Source organism: Phaeacidiphilus oryzae TH49 (assembly GCF_000744815.1).
GTDB classification, from domain to species: Bacteria; Actinomycetota; Actinomycetes; order Streptomycetales; family Streptomycetaceae; genus Phaeacidiphilus; species Phaeacidiphilus oryzae.
Genome location: NZ_JQMQ01000005.1, coordinates 922,660 through 945,478, shown reverse-complemented (window position 1 = coordinate 945,478; position 22,819 = coordinate 922,660). Strand labels below are relative to the sequence as shown.

Sequence of the window (22,819 nt, the reverse complement as noted above, 5' to 3'; positions counted from 1 at the left end):
AGGGGCGGCGGCTGGGAATCATGTTCGCCATGCGGACGCTGTGAGGGGTGGGTGGCCGGAACACCGGCGCCCACCTCTCTCGCTACCATGGAAGTTCCGTTCGCACCGAGGAGTGCCCTTGCCAGACGAGGCCAGCCCCCAGCCTTCGGCCGGGGAGACCACCGCGCACAGCACGGCGCCGGCCGAGCGCGCCCCGCGCCCCAGCCCCCCGCCGTCGCCCCGGCCGCGGACGGGCCGGAGGCGCGGCCCGCTGTGCGCGGCAACGGCGGTGCCCGGGTCAACGGAGCGCTTCCCGCCACGCAGCCTCGTCAGGCTCCCCAGTCCAGCCGCGTCCGCGCCCGCCTCGCCCGCCTGGGCGGGCAGCGCACCAGCACGTTCAACCCGGTGCTCGAACCGCTCTTCCGGATCGTCCGGGGCAACGACCCCAAGGCCGACCTCCGCGACCTGGAGCGCGCCTACCGGGTGGCCGACCACTGGCACCGCAGCCAGAAGCGGAAGAGCGGCGACCCGTACATCACCCACCCGCTGGCGGTCACCACCATCCTGGCCGAGCTGGGCATGGACGAGCCCACCCTCAAGGCCGGGCTGCTGCACGACACCGTCGAGGACACCGACTACCAGCTCGACACGCTGCGCTCGGACTTCGGCGACACCGTGGCGATGCTGGTGGACGGCGTCACCAAGCTGGACAAGGTCAAGTTCGGCGAGGCCGCGCAGGCCGAGACGGTCCGCAAGATGGTCATCGCGATGGCCAAGGACCCCCGGGTGCTGGTCATCAAGCTGGCCGACCGGCTGCACAACATGCGCACCATGCGCTACCTCAAGCGGGAGAAGCAGGAGAAGAAGGCCCGCGAGACCCTGGAGATCTACGCCCCGCTGGCGCACCGGCTGGGGATGAACACCATCAAGTGGGAGCTGGAGGACCTGGCCTTCGCCATCCTCTACCCCAAGATGTACGACGAGATCGTCCGCCTGGTCGCCGAGCGCGCCCCCAAGCGGGACGAGTACCTGGCCGTCGTCACCGACCAGGTGCAGCAGGACCTGCGCGGGGCCCGGATCAAGGCCACCGTCACCGGCCGCCCGAAGCACTACTACTCCGTCTACCAGAAGATGATCGTGCGGGGCCGGGACTTCGCCGAGATCTACGATCTGGTGGGCATCCGGGTCCTGGTCGACTCCGTCCGCGACTGCTACGCGGCGCTGGGCACCATCCACGCGCGATGGAACCCCGTGCCCGGGCGGTTCAAGGACTACATCGCCATGCCCAAGTTCAACATGTACCAGTCGCTGCACACGACGGTCATCGGGCCCGGCGGAAAGCCCGTCGAACTGCAGATCCGTACCTTCGACATGCACCGGCGGGCCGAGTACGGCATCGCCGCGCACTGGAAGTACAAGCAGCAGGCGGTGGCCGGCGCCTCCAAGGTGCGCACCGACACCCCGACCGGCAAGGGCGCCAAGTCCGAGACCGTCAACGAGATGGCCTGGCTGCGGCAGCTGCTGGACTGGCAGAAGGAGACCGAGGACCCGGGCGAGTTCCTCGAGTCGCTCCGCTTCGACCTCTCCAACAACGAGGTCTTCGTCTTCACGCCGAAGGGCGACGTGATAGCGCTTCCGGCGGGGGCCACCCCGGTGGACTTCGCCTACGCCGTCCACACCGAGGTCGGGCACCGGACGATAGGAGCCCGGGTCAACGGGCGCCTCGTCCCGCTGGAGTCGACCCTCGACAACGGCGACCTGGTGGAGGTCTTCACCTCCAAGGCGCCGAACGCCGGGCCGTCCCGCGACTGGCTGGGCTTCGTCAAGTCGCCGCGGGCGCGGAACAAGATCCGCGCCTGGTTCTCCAAGGAGCGCCGCGAGGAGGCGATCGAGCAGGGCAAGGAGGCCATCGCGCGGGCGATGCGCAAGCAGGGCCTGCCGATCCAGCGGATACTGACCGGCGACTCGCTGGTCACCCTGGCGCACGAGATGCGCTACCCGGACATCTCCTCGCTCTACGCGGCCATCGGCGAGAACCACGTCTCCGCGCAGACCATCGTCGAGAAGCTGGTGCAGGCGCTCGGCGGCGAGGAGGGCGCGACCGAGGACATCGCCGAGATCACCACCCCGTCCCCGCAGCGGGGGCGGCGCGAGCGGCCCAAGGGCGACCCGGGCGTGGTGGTCAAGGGCGTCGACGACGTCTGGGTCAAGCTGTCGCGCTGCTGCACGCCGGTCCCCGGCGACCCGATCGTGGGCTTCGTGACGCGCGGCAACGGGGTCTCGGTGCACCGCGAGGACTGCGTCAACGTCGACTCCCTGCGGCAGCAGCCGGAACGCATGATCGACGTCGAGTGGGCGCCGACGCAGTCGTCGGTCTTCCTGGTGGCGATCCAGGTGGAGGCGCTGGACCGGTCGCGCCTGCTGTCCGACGTCACGCGGGTGCTCTCGGACCAGCACGTCAACATCCTGTCGGCGGCGGTCCAGACGTCCCGCGACCGGGTCGCGATGTCCCGCTTCACCTTCGAGATGGGCGACCCCAAGCACCTGGGGCACGTCCTGAAGGCGGTCCGCGGCGTCGAGGGCGTCTACGACGTCTACCGAGTCACCTCGGCAAGGCAGCGCTAGGGCGCTCCGCGCTCCGAGAGTTGCGCAGCAACTCAGGGGCGCGGGGAACTGCGCGGCCCGCGCGAAACGGCGCCGCACCCGGCAACGACCACTGGGTTGCAACCCAGACTCCGTCGTCGAGTGCGGCGCCGTTCGCGGCGGGCCGCGCAGTTCCCCGCGCCCCTCATGCGGCCCTTCGGGCCGACTAGCCGCCGAACTCCTCCAGCCCCTTGCGCGCCTGCGCAAGAAGCTCCTGGCGGCCCGCCAGCTCGGATTCCAGCTTCGCCACGCGACGGTCGTCGCCGCGCTCGCGTGCCGCGGAGATCTGGGACTCCAGCTTCTCGACGGCCGCCACCAGCAGACCGGTCATCCCCTCGGCGCGGGCCCGCGCCTCGGGGTTGGTCCGCTGCCACTCGGCCTCCTCCGCCTCCCGGATCGCCCGCTCCACCGCGTGCAGCCGGCTCTCCAGCTTCGGCCGCGCGTCCCGCGGGACGTGGCCGATGGCCTCCCAGCGCTCGCCGATCTCCCGGTAGCCGGCCTTCGCCGTCTTCAGGTCCTGGATCGGCAGCAGCGCCTCGGCCTCGACCAGGAGCTCCTCCTTGGCCTTCTGGTTCTCCCGCTGCTCCGCGTCCCGCTCGGCGAAGACCGCCGAGCGCGCCTGGAAGAAGACGTCCTGCGCGCCGCGGAACCGCGCCCACAGCTCGTCCTCGACCTCGCGCTGCGCGCGGCCGGCGGCCTTCCAGTCGGCCATCAGCTCCCGGTAGCGGGTGGCGGTCGGGCCCCAGTCGGTGGAGTCGGCGAGCGCCTCGGACTCCTCGACCAGCTTGAGCTTGCGGAGCCGGGCCTCCTCGCGCTGCTGGTCGAGGCCGGCGAAGTGCGCCTTGCGGCGCTTGGAGAACGCCGAGCGGGCGTGCGAGAAGCGGTGCCACAGCTCGTCGTCGGTCTTCCGGTCGAGCCGGGGCAGCGACTTCCAGACGTCCACCAGCGCGCGGAGCCGGTCGCCGGCCTCCCGCCACTGGGTGGACTCGGCCAGCCGCTCGGCCTCTTCGACGAGTTCGTGCTTGGCGCCGCGGGCCTCCTCCTGGGCCTTCGCCCGGGCGGCCTTGCGCTGCTCCCGCCGCTGCTCGACCTCGGCGACCAGCGCGTCCAGGCGCTTGGCCAGGGCGGCCAGGTCGCCGACGGCGTGGCCCTCGTCGACCTGTCCGCGGATGTGCTCGATGGCGGTGAGGGCGTCCTTGGGGGCCAGGTCGGTGGTGCGCACCCGCCGGTCGAGGAGGTCGATCTCGACGGCGAGTCCCTCGTACTTGCGCTTGAAGTAGGTGAGCGCCTCCTCCGGAGAGCCCGCCTGCCAGGAGCCGACGACGCGTTCGCCCTCGGCCGTCCGGACGTAGACGGTCCCCTCGTCGTCGACACGGCCCCACGGGTCGCTGGTCACAGCGCGCCTCCTCCACATGGCGCCGAGGGCCCGCACCGGCGAGCCCTGGACACCGTCCACGTTTGACTTCGCGGCCGGCCGGCTCCACGCCGCCCCGCCGTCCGGCCTGCGGCGGCCGGGGATGGAAACCTACACGACGCCAAACATAGGCGACTGCGGCCGGTGCTGTCCGTATCCGCGGCGGCTGAATTCCACGGCGCGCCCCCTTCGCAACCGCCCGGGAGCGGGGTCGGGGCGCGCCCGGCGATCGACTGACGAGGCGTCAGCTCTTCACCGTGGTAACCGAGTTCATCACCACCTGCTGGAGGGGGGAGCCGTCGCCCGAGCCGTTGGCGTTGTTGGTGCCGGCCGCGGCCACCTTCTTGATGGTGTCCAGGCCGCCGGTGATCGTCCCGAAGGGGGTGTAGCTGGGCGGCAGCGGGCTGTCCTTGTAGACCAGGAAGAACTGGCTGCCGTTGGTGTCGGCGCCGGAGTTGGCCATCGCCACGGTGCCGGCCGGGTAGGTCACCGAGCCGGAGGAGCCGGCCTTGCCGAAGGCGGTGAGGTTCTCGTCCTTGAACTTGTAGCCCGGGCCGCCGGTGCCGGTGCCGGTCGGGTCGCCGCACTGCAGCACGTAGATGCCGGTGGTGGTCATCCGGTGGCACTTCACGTGGTCGAAGAAGTGCTGCTTGGTGAGGAAGACGAAGGAGTTGACGGTGTGCGGGGCCTTGGCCGCGTCCAGCTTGAGGGTGATGGCGCCGCAGTTGGTGTTCAGCGTGGCGGTGTAGTTCGCCGAGGTGTCGACGGACATCGCCGGCTCGGCCTTCCACTGCTTGCCGCTGGGCTTGCCGGCGGCCGGGGTGCCGCAACCCGCCACATGCGCGCTGGTCGGCGAGGCGGAGGCGGAGGCGGACGCCGAGGCGCCGGCGGTGTCCGCCGAGGCGGAGGAGCTGCTGCCGCCGCTGACCCCGGCCCATACGCCGACCCCGGCGATCACCACGACCGCGGCCACACCGGAGATCACCGCGGTGCGGCGCTTGGCGCGGCGGCGGGCTTCCGCCCGGCGCTGCTGCTGGCGCAGATACTTGGCGCGGGCGAGTTCGCGCCGCCGCTTCTCGGTGCTGGCCACGGACCTACTCCCTGTCGATCAGGATTCCGAATCACGGTTTTGCGCGAGAGTGTAAGGGCGAACGCTGTGCTTTCGGGGACTCCGGGGGCGCTGACGCGCCAACCGGTTCGCTTACGCCTGTGCGCCGCCGGTAGGCTTCCCGGTGGATTCACCGTCTCCAGCACCCGATCAGACAGCCGAGGAGTCACGTGTTCATCGCCGGGTTCCCCGCCGGAGCCTGGGGCACCAACTGCTATCTGGTCGCCCCGGCCGCCGGGGAGGAGTGCGTGATCGTCGACCCCGGCCACCAGGCCGCCGCCGGAGTCGAGGAGGCCCTGCGGGAGCACCGCCTCAAGCCGGTGGCGGTCGTCCTGACCCACGGCCACATCGATCACACCGCCTCGGTGGTCCCGGTCGCCGGAGCGCACGGCGTCCCGGCGTGGATCCACCCGGACGACCGGTACATGCTGAGCGATCCCGGAAAGGGCCTCGGCCGCGCCATCGGGCAGCAGCTGATGGGCGAGATCACCGTGGGGGAGCCGGACGACCTGCGGCTGCTGGAGGACGGCGCCGAGCTGGCCCTGGCCGGACTGCGGATGACCGTGGACCACGCGCCCGGCCATACCAAGGGGTCGGTGACGTTCCGGACGCCCGCCGCGGGGGACGTGCCCCCGGTGTTCTTCTCGGGCGACCTCCTCTTCGCCGGCTCCGTCGGACGCACCGACCTGCCCGGTGGCGACCACAGCGCCCTCCTGGACTCGCTGGCCCGCGTGTGCCTGCCCCTCCAGGACGAGACCGTGGTCCTCTCCGGGCACGGACCGCAGACCACCATCGGCCGCGAGCGCGCCAGCAACCCGTACCTCCTCCAGGTCGCGGGCGCCGGCGCGGATACCACCGGCGCGGACACCGCCGGTGGGCGGCGCCGCGGCCTGTGAGGTACCCCAGCAGCACGCCCAGCACAGCAGCAGAAGGCGACCAACTCCCGTGAGCAGCAACAGCTTCACCGCCCCGAAGGGCACCTACGACCTGATCCCGCCGGAGTCCGAGACGGTGCTCGCGGTGCGCGAGGCGCTGGCCGCGCCGCTGCGCCGGGCCGGGTACGGCTACATCGAGCCGCCGGTCTTCGAGGACGTCCGGCTCTTCGCCCGGGGCGTCGGCGAGTCCACCGACATCGTCTCCAAGGAGATGTACACCCTCACCACCAAGGGCGGCGACGAGCTGGCGCTCCGCCCCGAGTCCACCGCCTCGGTGCTGCGGGCCGTGCTCCAGTCCAACCTCCACCGCCAGGGCAGCCTGCCGGTCAAGGTCTGGTACAGCGGCTCCCAGTACCGCTACGAACGCCCCCAGGCCGGCCGCTACCGCCAGTTCTGGCAGGTCGGCGCGGAGGCGGTCGGCGCCGAGGACCCGGCGCTCGACGCCGAGCTGATCACCCTGGCCGCGGACGCCTACCGCTCGCTCGGCCTGAACGACTTCCGGGTGCTGCTCAACTCCCTCGGCGACCGCACCTGCCGCCCGGTCTACCGGACCGCACTCCAGGAGTTCCTGCGCGGCCTGGACCTGGACGAGGACACCCGGCGCCGGATCGACATCAACCCGCTGCGGGTGCTCGACGACAAGCGCGAGGCCGTGCAGGCCCAGCTGACCGGCGCGCCGATGCTGGCCGACTACCTCTGCGAGGACTGCAAGGCCTACCACGAGCAGGTGCGCACCCTCCTCACGGCGGCCGGCGTGGAGTTCACCGACGACCCCAAGCTGGTCCGCGGCCTGGACTACTACACCCGCACCACCTTCGAGTTCGTCTACGACGGCCTGGGCGCCCAGTCCGCGGTCGGCGGCGGCGGCCGGTACGACGGCCTCTCCGAGATGATCGGCGGACCGGCCCTGCCGTCCGTCGGCTGGGCGCTCGGCGTGGACCGCACGGTGCTCGCGCTCAAGGCCGAGGGCGTGGAACTCTCCGCCCCGGCCCGGGTCGACGTCTACGCCGTGCCGATGGGCGAGCAGGCCCGAGGCGTCCTCTTCGAGGCCGTCACCGCACTGCGGCGGGAGGGGCTGAGCGCCGACCTGTCGTTCGGCGGGCGCGGGGTGAAGGGCGCCATGAAGGCGGCCGACCGCTCGGGGGCCCGGTACGCGGTGGTCGTCGGCGACCGCGATCTCGTCGACGGCGTCGCACAGTTGAAGGACCTCCAATCCGGTGACCAGACCCCGGTCGCCCTGGACGCTCTCGTCACCACCCTGAAGGAGAAGCTCAAGTGATCCGCACGCACGACGCGGGCACGCTGCGCGAGCAGCACGCCGGCAGCACCGTCACCCTGGCCGGCTGGGTCGCCCGCCGCCGCGACCACGGCGGTGTGGCGTTCATCGATCTGCGGGACGCCTCCGGCACCGTGCAGATCGTCGTCCGCGACCTCGACTCCGTGCACGGCCTGCGCGCCGAGTACTGCGTCAAGGTCACCGGCGACGTGCGGGTCCGCCCCGAGGGCAACGAGAACCCGGAGATCCCGACCGGCGCCGTCGAGGTCGTGGTCGACGAGCTGACCGTCCTCTCCGAGGCCGCCCCGCTGCCGTTCCAGGTCGCGGAGTACGAGCCGGGCACGGTCAACGAGGAGGTCCGGCTCAAGTACCGGTACCTGGACCTGCGCCGGGAGGGCCCGGCCAAGGCGCTGCGGCTGCGCTCCCGCGTCTCGCACGTGATCCGCACGGTCATGGAGGAGGAGGGCTACCTCGACATCGAGACCCCCTACCTGACCCGCTCCACCCCCGAGGGCGCCCGCGACTTCCTGGTCCCGGTCCGTCTGCAGCCCGGCACCTGGTACGCCCTTCCGCAGTCGCCGCAGCTCTTCAAGCAGCTGCTGATGGTGGCCGGGATGGAGAAGTACTACCAGATCGCCCGCTGCTTCCGGGACGAGGACTTCCGCGCCGACCGGCAGCCGGAGTTCACCCAGCTCGACGTCGAGGCCTCGTTCGTGGACCAGGAGGACATCCTGGCGCTGGGCGAGAAGTTGGTCGCCCGGCTCTGGGGCGAGCTCCTCGACCACCAGGTCCAGCTGCCGCTGCCGCGCCTGACCTACGCCGAGGCGATGGACCGCTACGGCTCCGACAAGCCGGACATCCGCTTCGGCAACGAGCTGACCGAGCTCACCGAGTACTTCTCCGGCACCGAGTTCCGGGTCTTCCAGGCGCCGTACGTGGGCGCCGTGGTGATGCCGGGCGGAGCCTCCCAGCCGCGCAAGCAGCTGGACGCCTGGCAGGACTGGGCGAAGGCGCGCGGCGCGCGCGGGCTCGCCTACGTGCTGATCGACGCGGAGAGCGGGGAGCTGCGCGGCCCGGTGGCCAAGAACCTCTCCGAGGAGCACCTCAAGGGCCTCGCCCAGGCGACCGGCGCAGAGCCGGGCGACGCGATCTTCTTCGCGGCCGGCAAGAAGACCCCGTCCCAGGAGCTGCTGGGCGCGGCCCGGCTGGAGATCGCCGCCCGTTGCGGGCTGATCGACGAGTCCCAGTGGGGCATCCTCTGGGTCGTCGACTTCCCGATGTTCGAGCCGCTGGAGGACGACAAGGGGAACTTCAACGGGTGGCACGCGATGCACCACCCGTTCACCGCTCCGAAGGCGGAGTCCCTCGACACCTTCGACACCGACCCGGGCTCGGCCCTCTCCAACGCCTACGACCTGGTCATCAACGGTTCGGAGATCGGCGGCGGCTCGATCCGTATCCACCAGCGGGACGTCCAGAAGCGGGCCTTCGACGCGATCGGGCTGAGCGAGGAGCAGGCGCAGGACCAGTTCGGCTTCCTCCTCAACGCCTTCGACTTCGGCCCGCCGCCGCACGGCGGCATCGCCCTGGGCCTCGACCGCCTGGTCACCTCGATCGGCGGATTCGAAACGATCAGGGACGTCATCGCCTTTCCCAAGACCTCCAACGGCGGCGACCCGCTGACCGGCGCGCCGACGCCGATCACCGCCGCGCAGCGCAAGGAGGCCGGCGTCGACGCCAAGCCGAAGACGCCGGAGGCGTAGCGGCAGGGCCCTTCAGGGGCGCGGGGAACCGCGCGGCCCGCTGTTTCGCGCGGGCCGCGCGGTTCCCCGCGCCCCTTGTTCGTTCTTCGGGCTCAGGCCTGCGCCGGCACCGGCGTGCGTTCGGGCTCCGGGGTCGCCTCGTCGGCGGAGAGCGCCGTCTCGTCGAACGGGAGGCCGCCGGAGAGGACCTCGCGGGCGCGCGACCGGTCGAACTCGCCGGTCCAGTGGCCGACGACGACCGTCGCGATCGCGTTGCCGGCGAAGTTGGTGAGGGCGCGCGCCTCCGACATGAACCGGTCGATGCCGACGACCAGGCCGACGCCGTCCACCAGCGCGGGCTGGTGCGACTGCAGGCCGCCCGCCAGCGTCGCGAGCCCCGCGCCCGTCACCCCTGCCGCGCCCTTGCTGGCGATCACCATGAAGACCAGCAGCGAGATCTGCTGCCCGATCGACATCGGCCGCCCCATCGCCTCGGCGATGAAGAGCGAGGCCATGGTCAGATAGATCGCCGTCCCGTCCAGGTTGAAGGAGTAGCCGGTCGGGACCGTGATGCCGACGACGGGGCGGCTCACCCCCAGGTGCTCCATCTTGGCGATCAGCCGCGGCAGCGCGCTCTCCGAGGACGAGGTCGACAGGATCAGCAGGAACTCCCGTCCCAGGTACCGCAGCAGCGAGAAGACGTTGACCCCCGCCACCAGCCGCAGCACCGCGCCCAGCACCACGAATACGAAGATCGCGCAGGTGACGTAGAAGCCGACCAGCACCATCGCGAGCCCCTTGAGGGCGGAGACGCCGGTCGCGCCGACCACCCCCGCCATCGCGCCGAAGGCGCCGATCGGAGCCACCCACATGATCATCGACATGATCCGGAAGACCAGCTTCTGCAGATGCCCGATGCCGCGCAGGACCGGCTCCCCGGTCTTGCCCATGGCCTGCAGCGCGAACCCGGTGAGCAGCGCCACCAGCAGGGTCTGCAGCACCTGGCCCTCGGTCAGCGCGGAGAAGAGGCTGGTCGGGATGATCCCGAGGAGGAAGTCCGAGGCTCCCGAACCCTCCGTGCCGACCTGCGACTGCCCGGTCCTGGCGACCTCGGCGGTGACGTGGAGTCCGTGCCCCGGGTCGATCAGATTGCCGACCACCAGGCCGATCGCCAGCGCCACCGTCGACATCACCAGGAAGTAGACCAGCGCCAGCCCGCCGACCCTGCCGACCTTCGCGGCCTTGGTCACCGAGCCCACGCCGAGGACGATGGTGGTGAAGATGACCGGGCTGATCATCATCTTGATCAGATTGACGAACCCGGTGCCCAACGGCTTCAGAGCGACCGCGAACCCGGGCGCGGCCAGACCGACCACGATGCCGGCCACCACGGCCACGATGACGGCCAGGTACAGGTAGTGGGTGCGGCCACCGGAGCGTCTCGGCGCTGCGGTCGGCGGAACGGACGTCGCGGACGTCATCGGGCGGCTCCTTTGCCTGGTACTGCGGGGTACTGCCTGGGTGGGAGGCCCGAGGCGGGCCGCACAGCACTATCCGGGCGGCGACCGAGCCCGTCACCGTTCTGTTCATAGAGTTCACGGGCCGCCCGCTTCGGCTCTCGGCCCGCCGGCGGGCACACTGGCTCGCATGCGCGTGCCCCCTCTCACCGGCCGGCGGCCCGTCCTCCGGCGCCCCCGCAGCCTCGCCGGCCGGCTCTTCGTCCTCCAGGTGCTGATCGTGACCCTCCTGGTCGCGCTCGGCGCCGGGCTCGCGTACGCCTTCACCGAGCACCGGGCCGAGGACTCCGCCCTGGACCGCGCCCAGTCGGTCGCCGAGTCGGTCGCGGACTCGCCCGACGTCCTCTCCGCGGCCGCCGCCGCCCACCCGTCCGCCCGGCTCCAGCCGTACACGGAACGGCTGCGCGGGGACGCCCGGGTCGAGTGGATCACGGTGATGAGCCCGCAGGGCATCCGCTGGACCCATCCCGACCCCGCGCAGATCGGCCGGCACTTCCGCGGCCACACGGCCGCCGCGCTGGCCGGCGGCGTGGTACGGGAGACCTACACCGGCACCCTCGGCCCCTCGGTCCGGGTGGTCGTCCCGGTGCGCGGGGCGCACGGCCAGGTGGTCGCGCTGGTCGGCGCGGGCATCGCGGTGGACTCGATCAGCCGGCAGCTGCGCAGCCCACTGGCCCTGCTGGTGCTGGCCGCGCTGACCGTCCTCGCGCTGGGCGGACTGGCCACCTACCTGGTCACCGCCCGCCTGCGCCGGCAGACCCACGGGATGGACTCCCGGCAGCTGAGCCATCTGTACGACTACCACCGGGCGACCCTCCACTCGGTACGCGAGGGACTGCTGCTCCTCGACCGGGAGCAGCGGGTGGTGCTCTGCAACGACGCGGCGCGCGGACTGCTGGAGCTCGGCCGGGAGGAGGAGCCGACCGGCCGCCCGCTCGCCGGGCTGCGGCTGCCACCCGAGCTCCTGCGCGCCCTCGCCGAGGGCCGCCAGGTCCGGGACGAGGTGCATCTCACCGAGGACCGCGTCCTGCTGGTCAACACCTCGGCGATCGAGGGCGGCTTCGGCACCGCGGTGACCCTGCGCGACCACACCGAGCTGCAGGCGCTCACCGGCGAGCTGGACTCCGCGCGCGGCTTCGCCGAGGCGCTGGCCGCGCAGACCCACGAGGCCGCCAACCGGCTGCACGCCGTCGTCTCGCTGATCGAGCTCGGCCGTCCCGCCGAGGCGGTGGACTTCGCCACCGCCGAGCTGGAGGCCACCCAGCTGCTGGCCGACCGGGTCGTCGACGCGGTGCGCGAGCCGGTGCTCGCCGCGCTGCTGCTCGGCAAGACCGCGCAGGCCGCCGAGCGCGGGGTGGACCTGGTGCTCAGCGCGGACAGCCGGGTCGACGACGGCCTGCCGGCCGACTCCCACCCGCGCGATCTGGTCACCATCCTCGGAAACCTGGTCGACAACGCCATCGACGCGGCGATCCTCGGCGCCGGCCGGCACCCCGGCATCCCCACCGTGACGGTCACCCTGCGCGTGGACGGCGCCGAGCTGCTGGTCCGGGTCGCCGACAGCGGCCCCGGCATCCCCGGCGACCTCGCCGAGGAGGTCTTCCGGCGCGGCTGGACCACCAAGGACCCGGGGGAGGGCGGGGCGCACGGCCTCGGTCTGGCCCTGGTCGCCCAGGCGGTACGGCGCGGCGGCGGCCGCGTCGAGGTCGGCACGGGGGAGACCCCGGCGACTCCCGGCGCGGTGGTCACCGTCCGGCTGCCGCTGCCGCTGCCGCAGTCGCGGCCACAGACGCAGACGCAGACGTCGGCGGAGCCGCTGCCGCTGCCCGGGTACGAGGCGGTGGTGCGCGGATGACCGGCGGCCGGCCCCCGGGGTCCCTTGAGCTTCCGGTGCTCGTCGTCGAGGACGACCCGCTGGCCGCCGAGGCGCACGCCCAGTACGTGGACCGGGCCCCCGGCTTCCGCACCGCCGGGATCGCCCACTCGCTCGCCGAGGCCCGGCGCTTCCTGGACCGCGGCCCGGTCGCGCTGATCCTCCTCGACCTCTACCTGCCGGACGGCCACGGCCTGCAGCTCTGCCGGGCGCTGCGGGCCGCCCGGCCGGACGCGGCGGCGGACATCTTCGCGGTCACCTCCGCGCGCGATCTGGCCACGGTCCGCCAGGCCGCCGCGCTCGGCGTGGTGCAGTACCTCCTCAAGCCCTTCGGCGCCGCCGCGCTGCACGACAGGCTGGCCCGGTACGCCCGCTACCGCGAGTCGCTCGCCGGCGACCGGGAGGCCGCCGGGCAGCACGAGGTGGACCAGGTCTTCGCCGCCCTCCGGCCGGCCCCCGAGCGGGCCGCCCTGCCCAAGGGGCTGAGCGAGGCCACCCTCAGCGCGGTGGCCCGGGCGCTGCGCGGCTCCGCCGGCGGACTCACCGCGGCCGCCGCCGCCGAGACCACCGGGGTCTCCCGGATCACCGCCCGGCGCTACCTCGAACACCTGGTCAGCACCGGCCAGGCGGTCCGCACCCCGCAGTACGGCACGGTCGGCCGCCCGGAGCTCTGCTACCGCCCGTCCCCCTCCTGAGCGGGCCGGACGGGTCTGTCGTACCCGTGGCGTAGGGTCGGGAGGGTGGAAGCGGATCTGTTCTTGGCGGCGGCGGAGGAGCGGCAGAGCAGGGAGCCGGGGCGGGCGCCGCTCGCGGTCCGGATGCGCCCGCGGACGCTGGACGAGGTGGCGGGGCAGCGGCGGCTGCTGGTCCCCGGCTCACCGCTGCGCAGGCTGGTCGCCGCGCAGGACGGCCCGGCGGCGACCTCCTCGGTGATCCTCTGGGGCCCTCCCGGCACCGGCAAGACCACCCTCGCCTACGTCATCAGCCAGGCCACGGACCGGCGGTTCGTCGAGCTGTCCGCGATCACCGCGGGGGTGAAGGAGGTGCGGGCGGTCATCGACGGCGCCCGCCGGGAGGTGGGCGGCAGCGGCCGGGAGACCGTGCTCTTCCTGGACGAGATCCACCGCTTCTCCAAGGCCCAGCAGGACTCGCTGCTGCCCGCGGTGGAGAACCGCTGGGTCACGCTGATCGCGGCGACCACCGAGAACCCGCACTTCTCGGTGATCTCGCCGCTGCTCTCCCGCTCGCTGCTGCTGACCCTGGAGTCGCTGGACGACAAGGACGTTCGGGAGCTCCTCCGCCGGGCGGTGGCCGACGAGCGCGGCCTCAACGGCTCGCTGGCGCTCCGCCAGGACGCCGAGGACCATCTGGTACGGATCGCCGGCGGGGACGCCCGGCGCGCGCTGACCTCGCTGGAGGCGGCGGCCGGTTCGGCGATCGCGCAGAGCGCGGACGAGATCACCGTGGAGACCGTCGAGCAGGCCGTGGACAAGGCGGCGGTCCGCTATGACCGGGACGGCGACCAGCACTACGACGTCGCCTCGGCGCTGATCAAGTCCATCCGCGGCAGCGACGTGGACGCGGCGCTGCACTATCTGGCGCGGATGGTCGAGGCGGGTGAGGACCCGCGGTTCATCGCCCGCCGGCTGATGATCTCGGCCAGTGAGGACATCGGGATGGCCGATCCGACCGCGCTGCAGACCGCGGTGGCGGCGGCGCAGGCGGTGGCGATGATCGGCTTCCCCGAGGCCCGGATCACCCTCTCCCAGGCGGTGATCGCGCTGGCGCTGGCGCCGAAGTCGAACGCGGCGGTGACGGCGATCGACGCCGCGCTTGGCGACGTGCGGAAGGGGCTGGCCGGGCCGGTGCCGCCGCATCTGCGCGACTCGCACTACTCGGGCGCGAAGCGGCTCGGGCACGGCAAGGGCTACGTCTACCCGCATGATCTCCCCGAGGGGATCGCGGCCCAGCAGTACGCGCCGGACGCGGTGCACGGGCGGGAGTACTACGCGCCTACCCGGCGCGGCGCGGAGGCCCGCTACGCGGACATCGTCGCGTGGGCGCGGGAGCGACTCACGGGGGGCGAGAAGTAGCGCGCCGTTGCGGGCTGGGCGCGCCCCGGATTCGCGGCCCGAAGGGCCTGCACATCAGGGGCGCGGGGAACTGCGCGCCCAGCCCACCCCGGCGCCGCACCCGGCAATGGTGATCACGTTGCCGCCCGGCGCAGCCTCGCGCCGCGAGCATGTAAACTCGCCCGAGCGAGACACCTCGGCCCGCCTCGCGCGGGATCACCACCGGGGCGTCATTCAGGGAGCCCCTCCCCCAGGGGGAGGAGTCTCCGGGAGCGTCGTGCACCCTCGGGTGCCACTAGCGCGCAAGCGCAGCGTACAAGCACTTTGTGCCCGGCCATCGGGAGCGGCTGACCGAGCGGTTTCACCGCCCGGTTTCCCGGACCGCGAGATGCGACCTCCTTCAACCGTGGTGAGCCAGCAACAAACAGAAAAGGATTTGCCTCGTGGCGAACCAGAAGCGCCCCAAGGTCAAGCTCGCTCGCGCGCTTGGCGTGCCGCTGACCCCGAAGTCCGTCAAGTACTTCGAGGCCCGCCCGTACCCGCCCGGCCAGCACGGCCGTGGTCGCAAGCAGAACAGCGACTACAAGGTCCGTCTGACGGAGAAGCAGCGTCTTCGCGCCCAGTACGACCTGAGCGAGAAGCAGCTCTCCCGCGCGTTCGACCGTGCTCGCAAGGTCGAGGGCAAGACCGGTGAGGCCCTGATCAACCTGCTGGAGACCCGTCTGGACTCGCTGGTCCTGCGCTCCGGCATCGCCCGCACCATCTACCAGGCTCGCCAGATGGTCGTCCACGGCCACATCGAGGTGAACGGCGAGAAGGTCAACCGCCCGTCGTTCCAGGTGAAGCCGGGTTACGTGGTGCTGGTCCGTGAGCGGTCCAAGGAGAAGGACCTGTTCACCGTCGCCCGTGAGGGCGGCAACGCCGGCGAGGGTCAGACCGCGAAGTACCTCGAGGTCAACCTGAAAGCCCTGGCCTTCCGCCTGGACCGGATGCCCCAGCGGCGCGAGGTCCCGGTCGTCTGCGACGAGCAGCTGGTCGTCGAGTACTACTCGCGCTGACGCGCGGGTGGTGGCTTCCGGCCACCGCGGCACAACCGGCCCCGGCCGTCCTCGGACGGCCGGGGCCCGGTCGTTCCCGCGGGTTCCCGCGGCCGCGGGGGCCACGGCGGTAATGCGGTCGGGGAGCGGGCGCCGGGCGCGATAGGGTGCTGCCACCCGGTTTGTGCCCCGCGTTCCGCGTCTTCGCGCTGTGCCGCCGCGCGCCGGGAGTTCGTGCAAGTCTTCGAGGGAGCGCAGACATCGTGTCCGGTGGAGAGGTCGCGGGCCTCATCGTCGCCGTGTTCTGGGCGGTCCTGGTCGCTCTGCTGGCCATCGTGCTGGTACGGCTGTCGCAGGCCCTGCGGCAGGCCGGCCGCCTGGTGGCCGACGTGTCCGAGCGAGCGGTACCGCTGCTGGACGACGCGGCGGAGACGCTGCGCGGCGCCAACCAGCAGCTGGCCCGGGTGGACCAGATCACCGCGGACGTGGCCGACGCGGCCTCCGACGCCCACGCGCTCTCCTCGACCATGGCGGCCACCCTGGGCGGCCCCCTGGTCAAGCTCTCCGCGTTCAGCTACGGGGTGCGCACGGCCGTCGCCAAGCAGCGCGCCGCCGGCCGCCCGGAGCGCCTGGTGCCGGACCAGGCCGAGCGGGACGCGCTGGCCGCCCTGGTCCGGGCCGAGGTCAAGGCGCAGACCCGGCCGCGGAAGGGCCTGCTGCGCAAGCTCCTTCTGCAGAAGCGGGGTTGAGCCGATGCGCAGGATGTTCTGGATGGCCGTGGGCGCAGGCGCCGCCGTGTGGGGGATGAACAAGGCGAGCGAGCTGGCCCGCAACCTCACCCCGGGCGGTCTCGCGGACAACGCGGCCCGCGGGGCGGTCGGCCTGGGCGACGCGGTCCGCGCCTTCGCCGGCGACGTGCGCGAGGGAATGGTCCGCCGCGAACTCGAGCTGAACCGTCAACTGGGGCTGGACGGCAGCGTCCTGGCCGCCCCCGGCGATCCGGAGCGGCCGGTGCTGCGCGGCAGCGCCACCCGGCTCGCGCTGGAGACGCCGCAGCCCCCGCCCCTTACCCACCACGATGAACTGGACCGGTCGACCCGGTACGAGCAGAAAGAGGGTCACTAGATGGAGTCGGCAGAGATCCGCCGCCGCTGGCTGCGCTTCTTCGAGGAGCGCGGGCACGCCGTGGTCCCCTCGGCGTCGCTCATCGCCGACGACCCGACGCTGCTCCTGGTGCCGGCCGGCATGGTGCCGTTCAAGCCGTACTTCCTGGGCGAGGTGAAGCCCAAGTGGTCGCGGGCCACCAGCGTGCAGAAGTGCGTGCGCACGCCGGACATCGAGGAGGTCGGCAAGACCACCCGGCACGGCACCTTCTTCCAGATGTGCGGCAACTTCTCCTTCGGCGACTACTTCAAGGAAGGCGCGATCGCCTACGCCTGGGAGCTGCTGACCAGCTCGGTGGAGGAGGGCGGCTTCGGCCTCGACCCCGAGCGGCTGTGGGTCACCGTCTACCAGGACGACGACGAGGCCGAGCAGATCTGGCGGGACAAGATCGGCGTCCCGGCCGAGCGCATCCAGCGTCTGGGCAAGAAGGACAACTACTGGTCGATGGGCGTCCCGGGCCCCTGCGGCCCCTGCTCGGAGATCAACTACGACCGGGGTCCGGAGTTCGGCGTCGAGGGCGGCCCGGCCGTCAACGACGAGCGCTACGTGGAGATCTGGAACCTGGTCTTCATGCAGTACGAGCGGGGCGCGGGGACCTCCAAGGAGGACTTCGAGATCCTCGGCGAGCTCCCCGCCAAGAACATCGACACCGGGCTCGGCCTGGAGCGCCTGGCGATGATCCTCCAGGGCGTCCAGAACATGTACGAGACGGACACCCTGCGGGTGGTCATCGACAAGGCCACCGAGCTGACCGGGGTGCGGTACGGCGCCAAGCACGAGTCGGACGTCTCGCTGCGGGTGGTCGCCGACCACATGCGCACCAGCGTGATGCTGATCGGCGACGGCGTGGTCCCCGGCAACGAGGGCCGCGGCTATGTGCTGCGCCGCATCCTGCGCCGCGCGATCCGCAACATGCGGCTGCTGGGCGCCACCGAGCCGGTCGTCGCCGCCCTGGTCGACACCGTCATCAAGATCATGGCGCAGCAGTACCCGGAGCTGGAGACCGACCGCAGGCGCATCGAGACCGTCGCGCTCGCGGAGGAGGCCGCCTTCCTGAAGACTCTCCGGTCCGGCACCAACATCCTGGACACCGCGGTCACCGAGACCAAGGCCGCGGGCGGGAGGGTGCTGTCCGGGGACAAGGCCTTCCAGCTCCACGACACCTACGGCTTCCCGCTCGATCTCACCCTGGAGATGGCGGCCGAGCAGGGCCTCAGCGTGGACGAGGACGGCTTCCGCCGCCTCATGAAGGAGCAGCGGGACCGCGCCAAGGCGGACGCGCTGGCCAAGAAGACCGGCCACGCCGACCTCTCGGTCTACCGCGAGGTGGCGGACCGGGCCGGCGCCACCGACTTCATCGGCTACACCGACAACAGCGCCGAGGCGGAGATCGTCGGCCTGCTGGTGGAGGGCGTCTCCGTGCCGGCCGCGCAGGAGGGCGACGAGGTCGAGGTGGTCCTCGACCGCACCCCGTTCTACGCCGAGGGCGGCGGCCAGATCGGCGACACCGGCCGGATCCGGTTCGACAACGGCGCCGTCGTCGAGGTCCGCGACGTGCAGAAGCCGGTGCCCGGTGTCTTCGTCCACAAGGGCGCGGTGCAGGTCGGCGAGGTCACCCTGGGGTCGCGCGGCCACGCGCAGATCGACGTGTCGCGCCGTCAGTCCATCGCGCGCGCCCACTCCGCGACCCACCTCACCCACCAGGCGCTGCGTGACGCGCTGGGCCCGACGGCCGCCCAGGCCGGCTCGGAGAACCAGCCCGGCCGCTTCCGCTTCGACTTCGGCTCGCCGACCGCGGTCCCGACCGCGGTCCTGGGCGACGTCGAGCAGAAGATCAACGAGGTGCTGGCCCGCGACCTGGACGTCACCGCCGAGGTGCTGCCGATCGACGAGGCCAAGCGGCAGGGCGCGATCGCCGAGTTCGGCGAGAAGTACGGCGACCAGGTCCGGGTGGTGACCATCGGCGACTTCTCCAAGGAGCTCTGCGGCGGCACCCACGTCCACAACACCGCCCAGCTGGGCCTGGTGAAGCTGCTCGGCGAGTCCTCCATCGGCTCCGGCGTCCGCCGGGTCGAGGCGCTGGTCGGCACGGACGCCTACCGCTTCCTGGCCCGCGAGCACGTGGTGGTCAGCCAGCTCACCGAGCTGGTCAAGGGCCGCCCGGAGGAGCTGCCGGAGCGGATCTCCGGGCTGCTCGGCAAGCTCAAGGACGCGGAGAAGGAGATCGAGCGGTTCCGCGCCGAGAAGGTGCTGGCCGCCGCGGGCGAGCTGGCCAGGTCGCCGGAGGAGGTCAACGGCGTGGCGCTGGTCGCCGCCCGGGTGCCGGACGGCACCGCGGCCGACGACCTGCGGCGGCTGGTGCTGGACGTCCGCGGCCGGCTCGGCTCCCGGGCCTCCGTGGTCGCCGCCTTCTCGGTGGCGAACGGCCGTCCGCTGACCGTCATCGCGACCAGCGAGGCGGCCCGCGAGCGCGGGATCAAGGCCGGTGAGCTGGTGCGCACCGCCGCCAAGACCCTCGGCGGCGGTGGCGGCGGCAAGGACGACGTGGCCCAGGGCGGCGGGCAGAACCCGGCCGCGGTGGACGAGGCGATCGGGGCCGTCCGCCGGCTGGTCGCCGAGCGCGCGGTCTGACCGGCCCGAGTCGATGAACGATCAACTCGTTACGCAGGGTGGCGGTTCCGGCTTCCGCCGGGGCCGCCGCCTCGCGGTGGACGTCGGCGACGCCCGGATCGGCGTCGCCTCCAGCGACCCGGACGGGCTGCTCGCCACCCCGGTGGAGACCGTCCCGGCCGGGCCGGCGGCGCAGGCCCGGATCGCCGAACTGGCCGCCGAGTACGAGGCGTTGGAGGTCGTCGTCGGCCTGCCCCGCTCGCTCAACGGCAGGGAGGGCCCCGCGGCCGCCAAGTGCCGCGCCTTCGCGGCCCAACTCGCCGTCCTGGTAAGGCCGGTGACGGTCCGTCTGGTGGACGAGCGGATGTCCACGGTGACCGCGACCCAGGGCCTGCGGGCCTCCGGGGTACGGTCGAGGAAGGGGCGGAAGGTGGTCGACCAGGCGGCCGCCGTGGTCTTCCTGCAGAACGCCCTGGAGACCGAGAAGACCACCGGCCGGCCGCCTGGGGAGCTCGCCGCGCCCGCTGAGTGACAAGTCTCTCGTCGCCGAAGGCCCGTTCGGGACAGCGCTAACCATCGGGTCACACAGAGGTTGCGGTAATGTTCCGGCGCACGGCGTGACCGCCACTCAGCGTGGCGACGCGCCGAATCGCCGGGATCGAACCCCGGCCCGGGCGGGCGGCCGTGTGGGCGTCCGCACCGGCTCCGTATGACGTCTGGGGATGCATGACCGACCACGGCCGTGAGTACGGATCGCAGCCATGGGGTGCGGATCCGCTGTACGGGGACCCGTACGGGGACCCCGCGCAGCAGCCGCAGCACCCCGGGCAGGGCTACCAGCAGCCCTACCCCCAGCAGCAGACCGCCCCGCAGGGGCACTACCCGCAGCAGCAGCCCGCCCCCGGCTACGGCGGTTACGCCGACCCCGACGGTTATGCGGACGCGGCCGGATACGGCGGCGGTTCCGGCTACCAGGATCCGGCCGCCTATCCGGACCCCTCGGGATACGGCCAGTACGCGGGCCAGTACGCGGAGTACAACGAGTACGCCGGCCAGGCCGCTCCCGCCGGCCCCGCGGGTTACGCCGCCGGCTACCCGGCCGCGCCCGGCGGCTACTCCGGCTACCAGGAGGAACAGCCCCCGTACGGCCGGCCCGCGCAGCAGACCCCGCCTCAGCAGTCCGGCTGGCAGCAGCAGGCCCCCGGCCCGTATCCGCAGCAGTTCGCCCAGCCGGCCCCGGCCCCGGCCGCCCCGCCGGCCGAGCCGGCGCCGTACGAGCAGGAGCCGGAGCAGGACTGGCCACAGGAGCCCGCCCCCGAGCCCCGCCGCCCCGGCGGCCGCCGCGGCCAGGGCGACTCCGAGGCCGTCGCCGACCCGGACGCGGGCGAGGACACCGGCCTCGGCTTCCTCGGCGACGCGGACACCGGCGAGGAGGCCGAGCGCCGCCGCGACAAGCAGGGCAAGAAGTCACGCAAGCGGAACGGCTGCGCCTGCCTGGTGGTCGCGGCGGTGCTGCTCGGCGGCGTCGGCGGGGCCGGCTGGTACGGCTACAAGTACTGGGAGTCCCGGTTCGGCCCGCCGCCGGACTGGAACAGCGTCGGCACCGGCTCCGTCCAGGTGGAGATCAAGCAGGGCGACAGCCTCTCCCAGATGGGCGACACCCTGGTCACCGACGACGTGGTGAAGAGCGAGCGGGCCTTCGTCAAGTCCGCCACCGCCAAGGGCGCGAACATACAACCGGGCTTCTACACCCTCAAGCACCACATGTCGGCCGACTCCGCCGTGGCCCTGCTGGCCAACATCGCCAACAGCCCGGCGGTGATCGTCTCCGAGGGGATGCGCGCCACCCAGGTCTACACCCGCATCGACGACAAGCTGCACCTGGCCAAGGGCACCACGGCGAAGGTCGCCAAGCAGGACGCGGGCCGGCTCGGGCTCCCCGCCTACGCCCACGACAACCCCGAGGGCTTCCTCTTCCCCTCCCGCTACAACGTCGGCGCCGGCACCAAGCCGCTGGACCTCCTCAAGCAGATGGTCTCCGAGGCCGAGCAGCAGTACAGCGCCCTCGGCATCGAGAACGGCGCGCCCGCCTCCGGGCTCCACAACGCCTACGACGTGATCGTCGAGGCCAGCATCGTGCAGGCGGAGGGCCAGGACTCGGCGGACTTCGCCAAGATCTCCCGGGTCCTCTACAACCGCCTCCACAGCACCGCCACCAACGGCAAGCTGGAGATGGACTCCACCATCAACTACGCGCTCAACCGCTCCACGCTGACCACCACCTCGACCGACCAGCGGACCCCCTCGCCCTACAACACCTACCTCCACCAGGGGCTCCCGCCCGGGCCGATCGGCAACCCGGGGGCGGACGCCATCCAGGCGGTGCTCCATCCGGCGACGGGGGACTGGCTGTACTTTGTCACCGTGAAGCCCGGCGACACCCGCTTCACCGCGAGCTACGCCCAGCACCTCCAGAACGTGGCGGCGTTCAACGCGTACCAGAAGGAGCACGGCAACTGATGACCCCGACCAGCGGCCCGCGCCGGGCGGCCGTACTCGGCTCGCCCATCGCCCACTCCCTCTCGCCGGCGCTCCACCTCGCGGCCTACCGTGAACTGGGGCTGAGCGGCTGGCGGTACGAGCGCCACCAGGTGGACGAGGCGGGGCTGCGGGGCTTCATCGAGGGGCTGGACGTGGCCGGCGACGGCTGGGCCGGACTCTCGCTGACGATGCCGCTGAAGCGCGCGGTGATTCCGCTGCTGGACGAGATCAGCCCGACCGCGCGCTCGGTGGAGGCGGTCAACACGCTGGTGTTCCAGGCGGACGGCGCGAGGTACGGGGACAACACCGACATCCCGGGGCTGGTCGCGGCGCTCCGGGAGCGCGGGGTGGAGAAGGTCTCCCGGGCGTCCGTGCTGGGCGCGGGGGCGACGGCCTCCTCCGCGCTGGCGGCGCTGGCCGAGGTGTGTCCTGGCGGCGAGGTCGTCGCGTACGTCCGCGGCGAGCAGCGGGCCCGCGAGGTGCGGGAGCTGGGGGCTTCGCTGGGGGTGGCGGTGACCGCCGCGCCGTGGCGGGAGCGGGCGCGCGCCTTCGACGCGGAGCTGACGATCGCGACGACGCCGGCGGGGTCGACGGACGACCTCGCGGACTCCGTCCCCGCCTCGCCGGGCGTCCTCTTCGACGTCCTCTACGACCCGTGGCCCACGCGGCTCGCCGCGGCGTGGTCCGCGCGCGGCGGCGCGGTCGTCAACGGCCTCGACCTCCTGGTCCACCAGGCCGTCCTGCAGGTCGAACAGTTCACCGGGGTCACGCCGGCGCCTCTCGCCGCGATGCGCGCGGCGGGCGAACGCGAGCTGGCCTCCTAGTTCGGCTGCCCCCAGCGCGGCGACGAAGCCGCGCGCCCCCGGTTTCGACGCGCGCCTCCGCGGTGCCGGGGCGAGAGGGTGCGA

General features: G+C 72.6%; 17 protein-coding genes. 14 read left to right on the top strand and 3 right to left on the bottom strand.

Going from position 1 to position 22,819, the window contains the following annotated elements; all coding sequences use genetic code 11:
* The first annotated feature begins 87 nt into the window (after positions 1-87).
* Positions 88-2,604: a RelA/SpoT family protein gene (locus tag BS73_RS08590; RefSeq protein WP_235215353.1), complete on the top strand. Its 2,517-nt coding sequence runs from the start codon at positions 88-90 to the stop codon at positions 2,602-2,604.
* A gap of 184 nt (positions 2,605-2,788) precedes the next feature.
* Here the strand turns inward: BS73_RS08590 and BS73_RS08585 are convergent, their stop codons facing one another.
* Complete coding sequence (locus BS73_RS08585) at positions 2,789-4,018, bottom strand: DUF349 domain-containing protein (protein WP_037570827.1); 1,230 nt, start codon at positions 4,016-4,018, stop codon at positions 2,789-2,791.
* A gap of 262 nt (positions 4,019-4,280) precedes the next feature.
* Entirely contained in the window at positions 4,281-5,126 is an 846-nt protein-coding gene (locus tag BS73_RS08580; RefSeq protein ID WP_037570825.1) for a peptidylprolyl isomerase, read from the bottom strand.
* 188 nt (positions 5,127-5,314) lie between these two features.
* On the opposite strand from BS73_RS08580, the gene BS73_RS08575 reads away from it, so the two are divergent.
* From BS73_RS08575 to aspS, 3 genes are read left to right on the top strand one after another with little or no spacing between them, the layout of a single operon-like run.
* Positions 5,315-6,040, top strand: coding sequence for an MBL fold metallo-hydrolase (locus BS73_RS08575; RefSeq protein WP_037570823.1), 726 nt, complete (start codon positions 5,315-5,317; stop codon positions 6,038-6,040).
* Between the two features lie 49 nt (positions 6,041-6,089).
* Entirely contained in the window at positions 6,090-7,358 is a 1,269-nt protein-coding gene (gene hisS, locus BS73_RS08570) for a histidine--tRNA ligase (RefSeq protein WP_037570821.1), read from the top strand.
* Entirely contained in the window at positions 7,355-9,118 is a 1,764-nt protein-coding gene (gene aspS / locus BS73_RS08565) for an aspartate--tRNA ligase (protein ID WP_037570819.1), read from the top strand. The genes hisS and aspS overlap by 4 nt, the downstream gene beginning before the upstream one ends.
* A gap of 92 nt (positions 9,119-9,210) precedes the next feature.
* On the opposite strand, the gene BS73_RS08560 is transcribed toward aspS, so the two are convergent.
* Positions 9,211-10,578, bottom strand: coding sequence for a cation:dicarboxylate symporter family transporter (locus BS73_RS08560; RefSeq protein ID WP_037570817.1), 1,368 nt, complete (start codon positions 10,576-10,578; stop codon positions 9,211-9,213).
* A 166-nt stretch (positions 10,579-10,744) separates the two neighbouring features.
* Between BS73_RS08560 and BS73_RS08555 the strand changes: the two genes are divergently transcribed.
* The 10 genes from BS73_RS08555 to BS73_RS08510 all read left to right on the top strand — a co-directional run bounded on the left by BS73_RS08555 (position 10,745) and on the right by BS73_RS08510 (position 22,735).
* Complete coding sequence (locus BS73_RS08555) at positions 10,745-12,469, top strand: sensor histidine kinase (RefSeq protein WP_063836941.1); 1,725 nt, start codon at positions 10,745-10,747, stop codon at positions 12,467-12,469.
* Positions 12,466-13,182, top strand: a complete 717-nt coding sequence (locus tag BS73_RS08550) for a response regulator (RefSeq protein ID WP_037570813.1) — start codon at positions 12,466-12,468, stop codon at positions 13,180-13,182. Before BS73_RS08555 ends, BS73_RS08550 begins: the two co-directional genes overlap by 4 nt.
* 45 nt (positions 13,183-13,227) lie before the next feature.
* Positions 13,228-14,580, top strand: a complete 1,353-nt coding sequence (locus BS73_RS08545; RefSeq protein WP_037570812.1) for a replication-associated recombination protein A — start codon at positions 13,228-13,230, stop codon at positions 14,578-14,580.
* Positions 14,581-15,002: 422 nt separating this feature from the next.
* Positions 15,003-15,617 (top strand): 30S ribosomal protein S4, encoded by a 615-nt coding sequence (gene rpsD / locus BS73_RS08540; RefSeq protein WP_037570809.1) that lies wholly within the window; start codon positions 15,003-15,005, stop codon positions 15,615-15,617.
* Between the two features lie 242 nt (positions 15,618-15,859).
* The gene (locus tag BS73_RS08535) at positions 15,860-16,345 is read left to right on the top strand and encodes a DUF948 domain-containing protein (RefSeq protein WP_051939708.1); all 486 of its coding nucleotides are present in this window, start codon (positions 15,860-15,862) and stop codon (positions 16,343-16,345) included.
* Between the two features lie 4 nt (positions 16,346-16,349).
* Positions 16,350-16,721 carry a DUF6167 family protein gene (locus tag BS73_RS34500; RefSeq protein WP_322987246.1) on the top strand — a complete coding sequence of 124 codons (372 nt, stop codon included), beginning with the start codon at positions 16,350-16,352 and terminating at the stop codon, positions 16,719-16,721.
* Positions 16,722-19,391: an alanine--tRNA ligase gene (gene alaS, locus BS73_RS08525; RefSeq protein WP_037570807.1), complete on the top strand. Its 2,670-nt coding sequence runs from the start codon at positions 16,722-16,724 to the stop codon at positions 19,389-19,391. It begins immediately after the preceding gene.
* A 13-nt stretch (positions 19,392-19,404) separates the two neighbouring features.
* Positions 19,405-19,902, top strand: coding sequence for a Holliday junction resolvase RuvX (ruvX, locus tag BS73_RS08520; RefSeq protein ID WP_051939706.1), 498 nt, complete (start codon positions 19,405-19,407; stop codon positions 19,900-19,902).
* A 194-nt stretch (positions 19,903-20,096) separates the two neighbouring features.
* Entirely contained in the window at positions 20,097-21,890 is a 1,794-nt protein-coding gene (mltG, locus tag BS73_RS08515) for an endolytic transglycosylase MltG (protein ID WP_037570802.1), read from the top strand.
* Positions 21,890-22,735, top strand: a complete 846-nt coding sequence (locus BS73_RS08510) for a shikimate dehydrogenase (protein WP_037570800.1) — start codon at positions 21,890-21,892, stop codon at positions 22,733-22,735. The genes mltG and BS73_RS08510 overlap by 1 nt, the downstream gene beginning before the upstream one ends.
* Positions 22,736-22,819 lie beyond the last annotated feature (84 nt).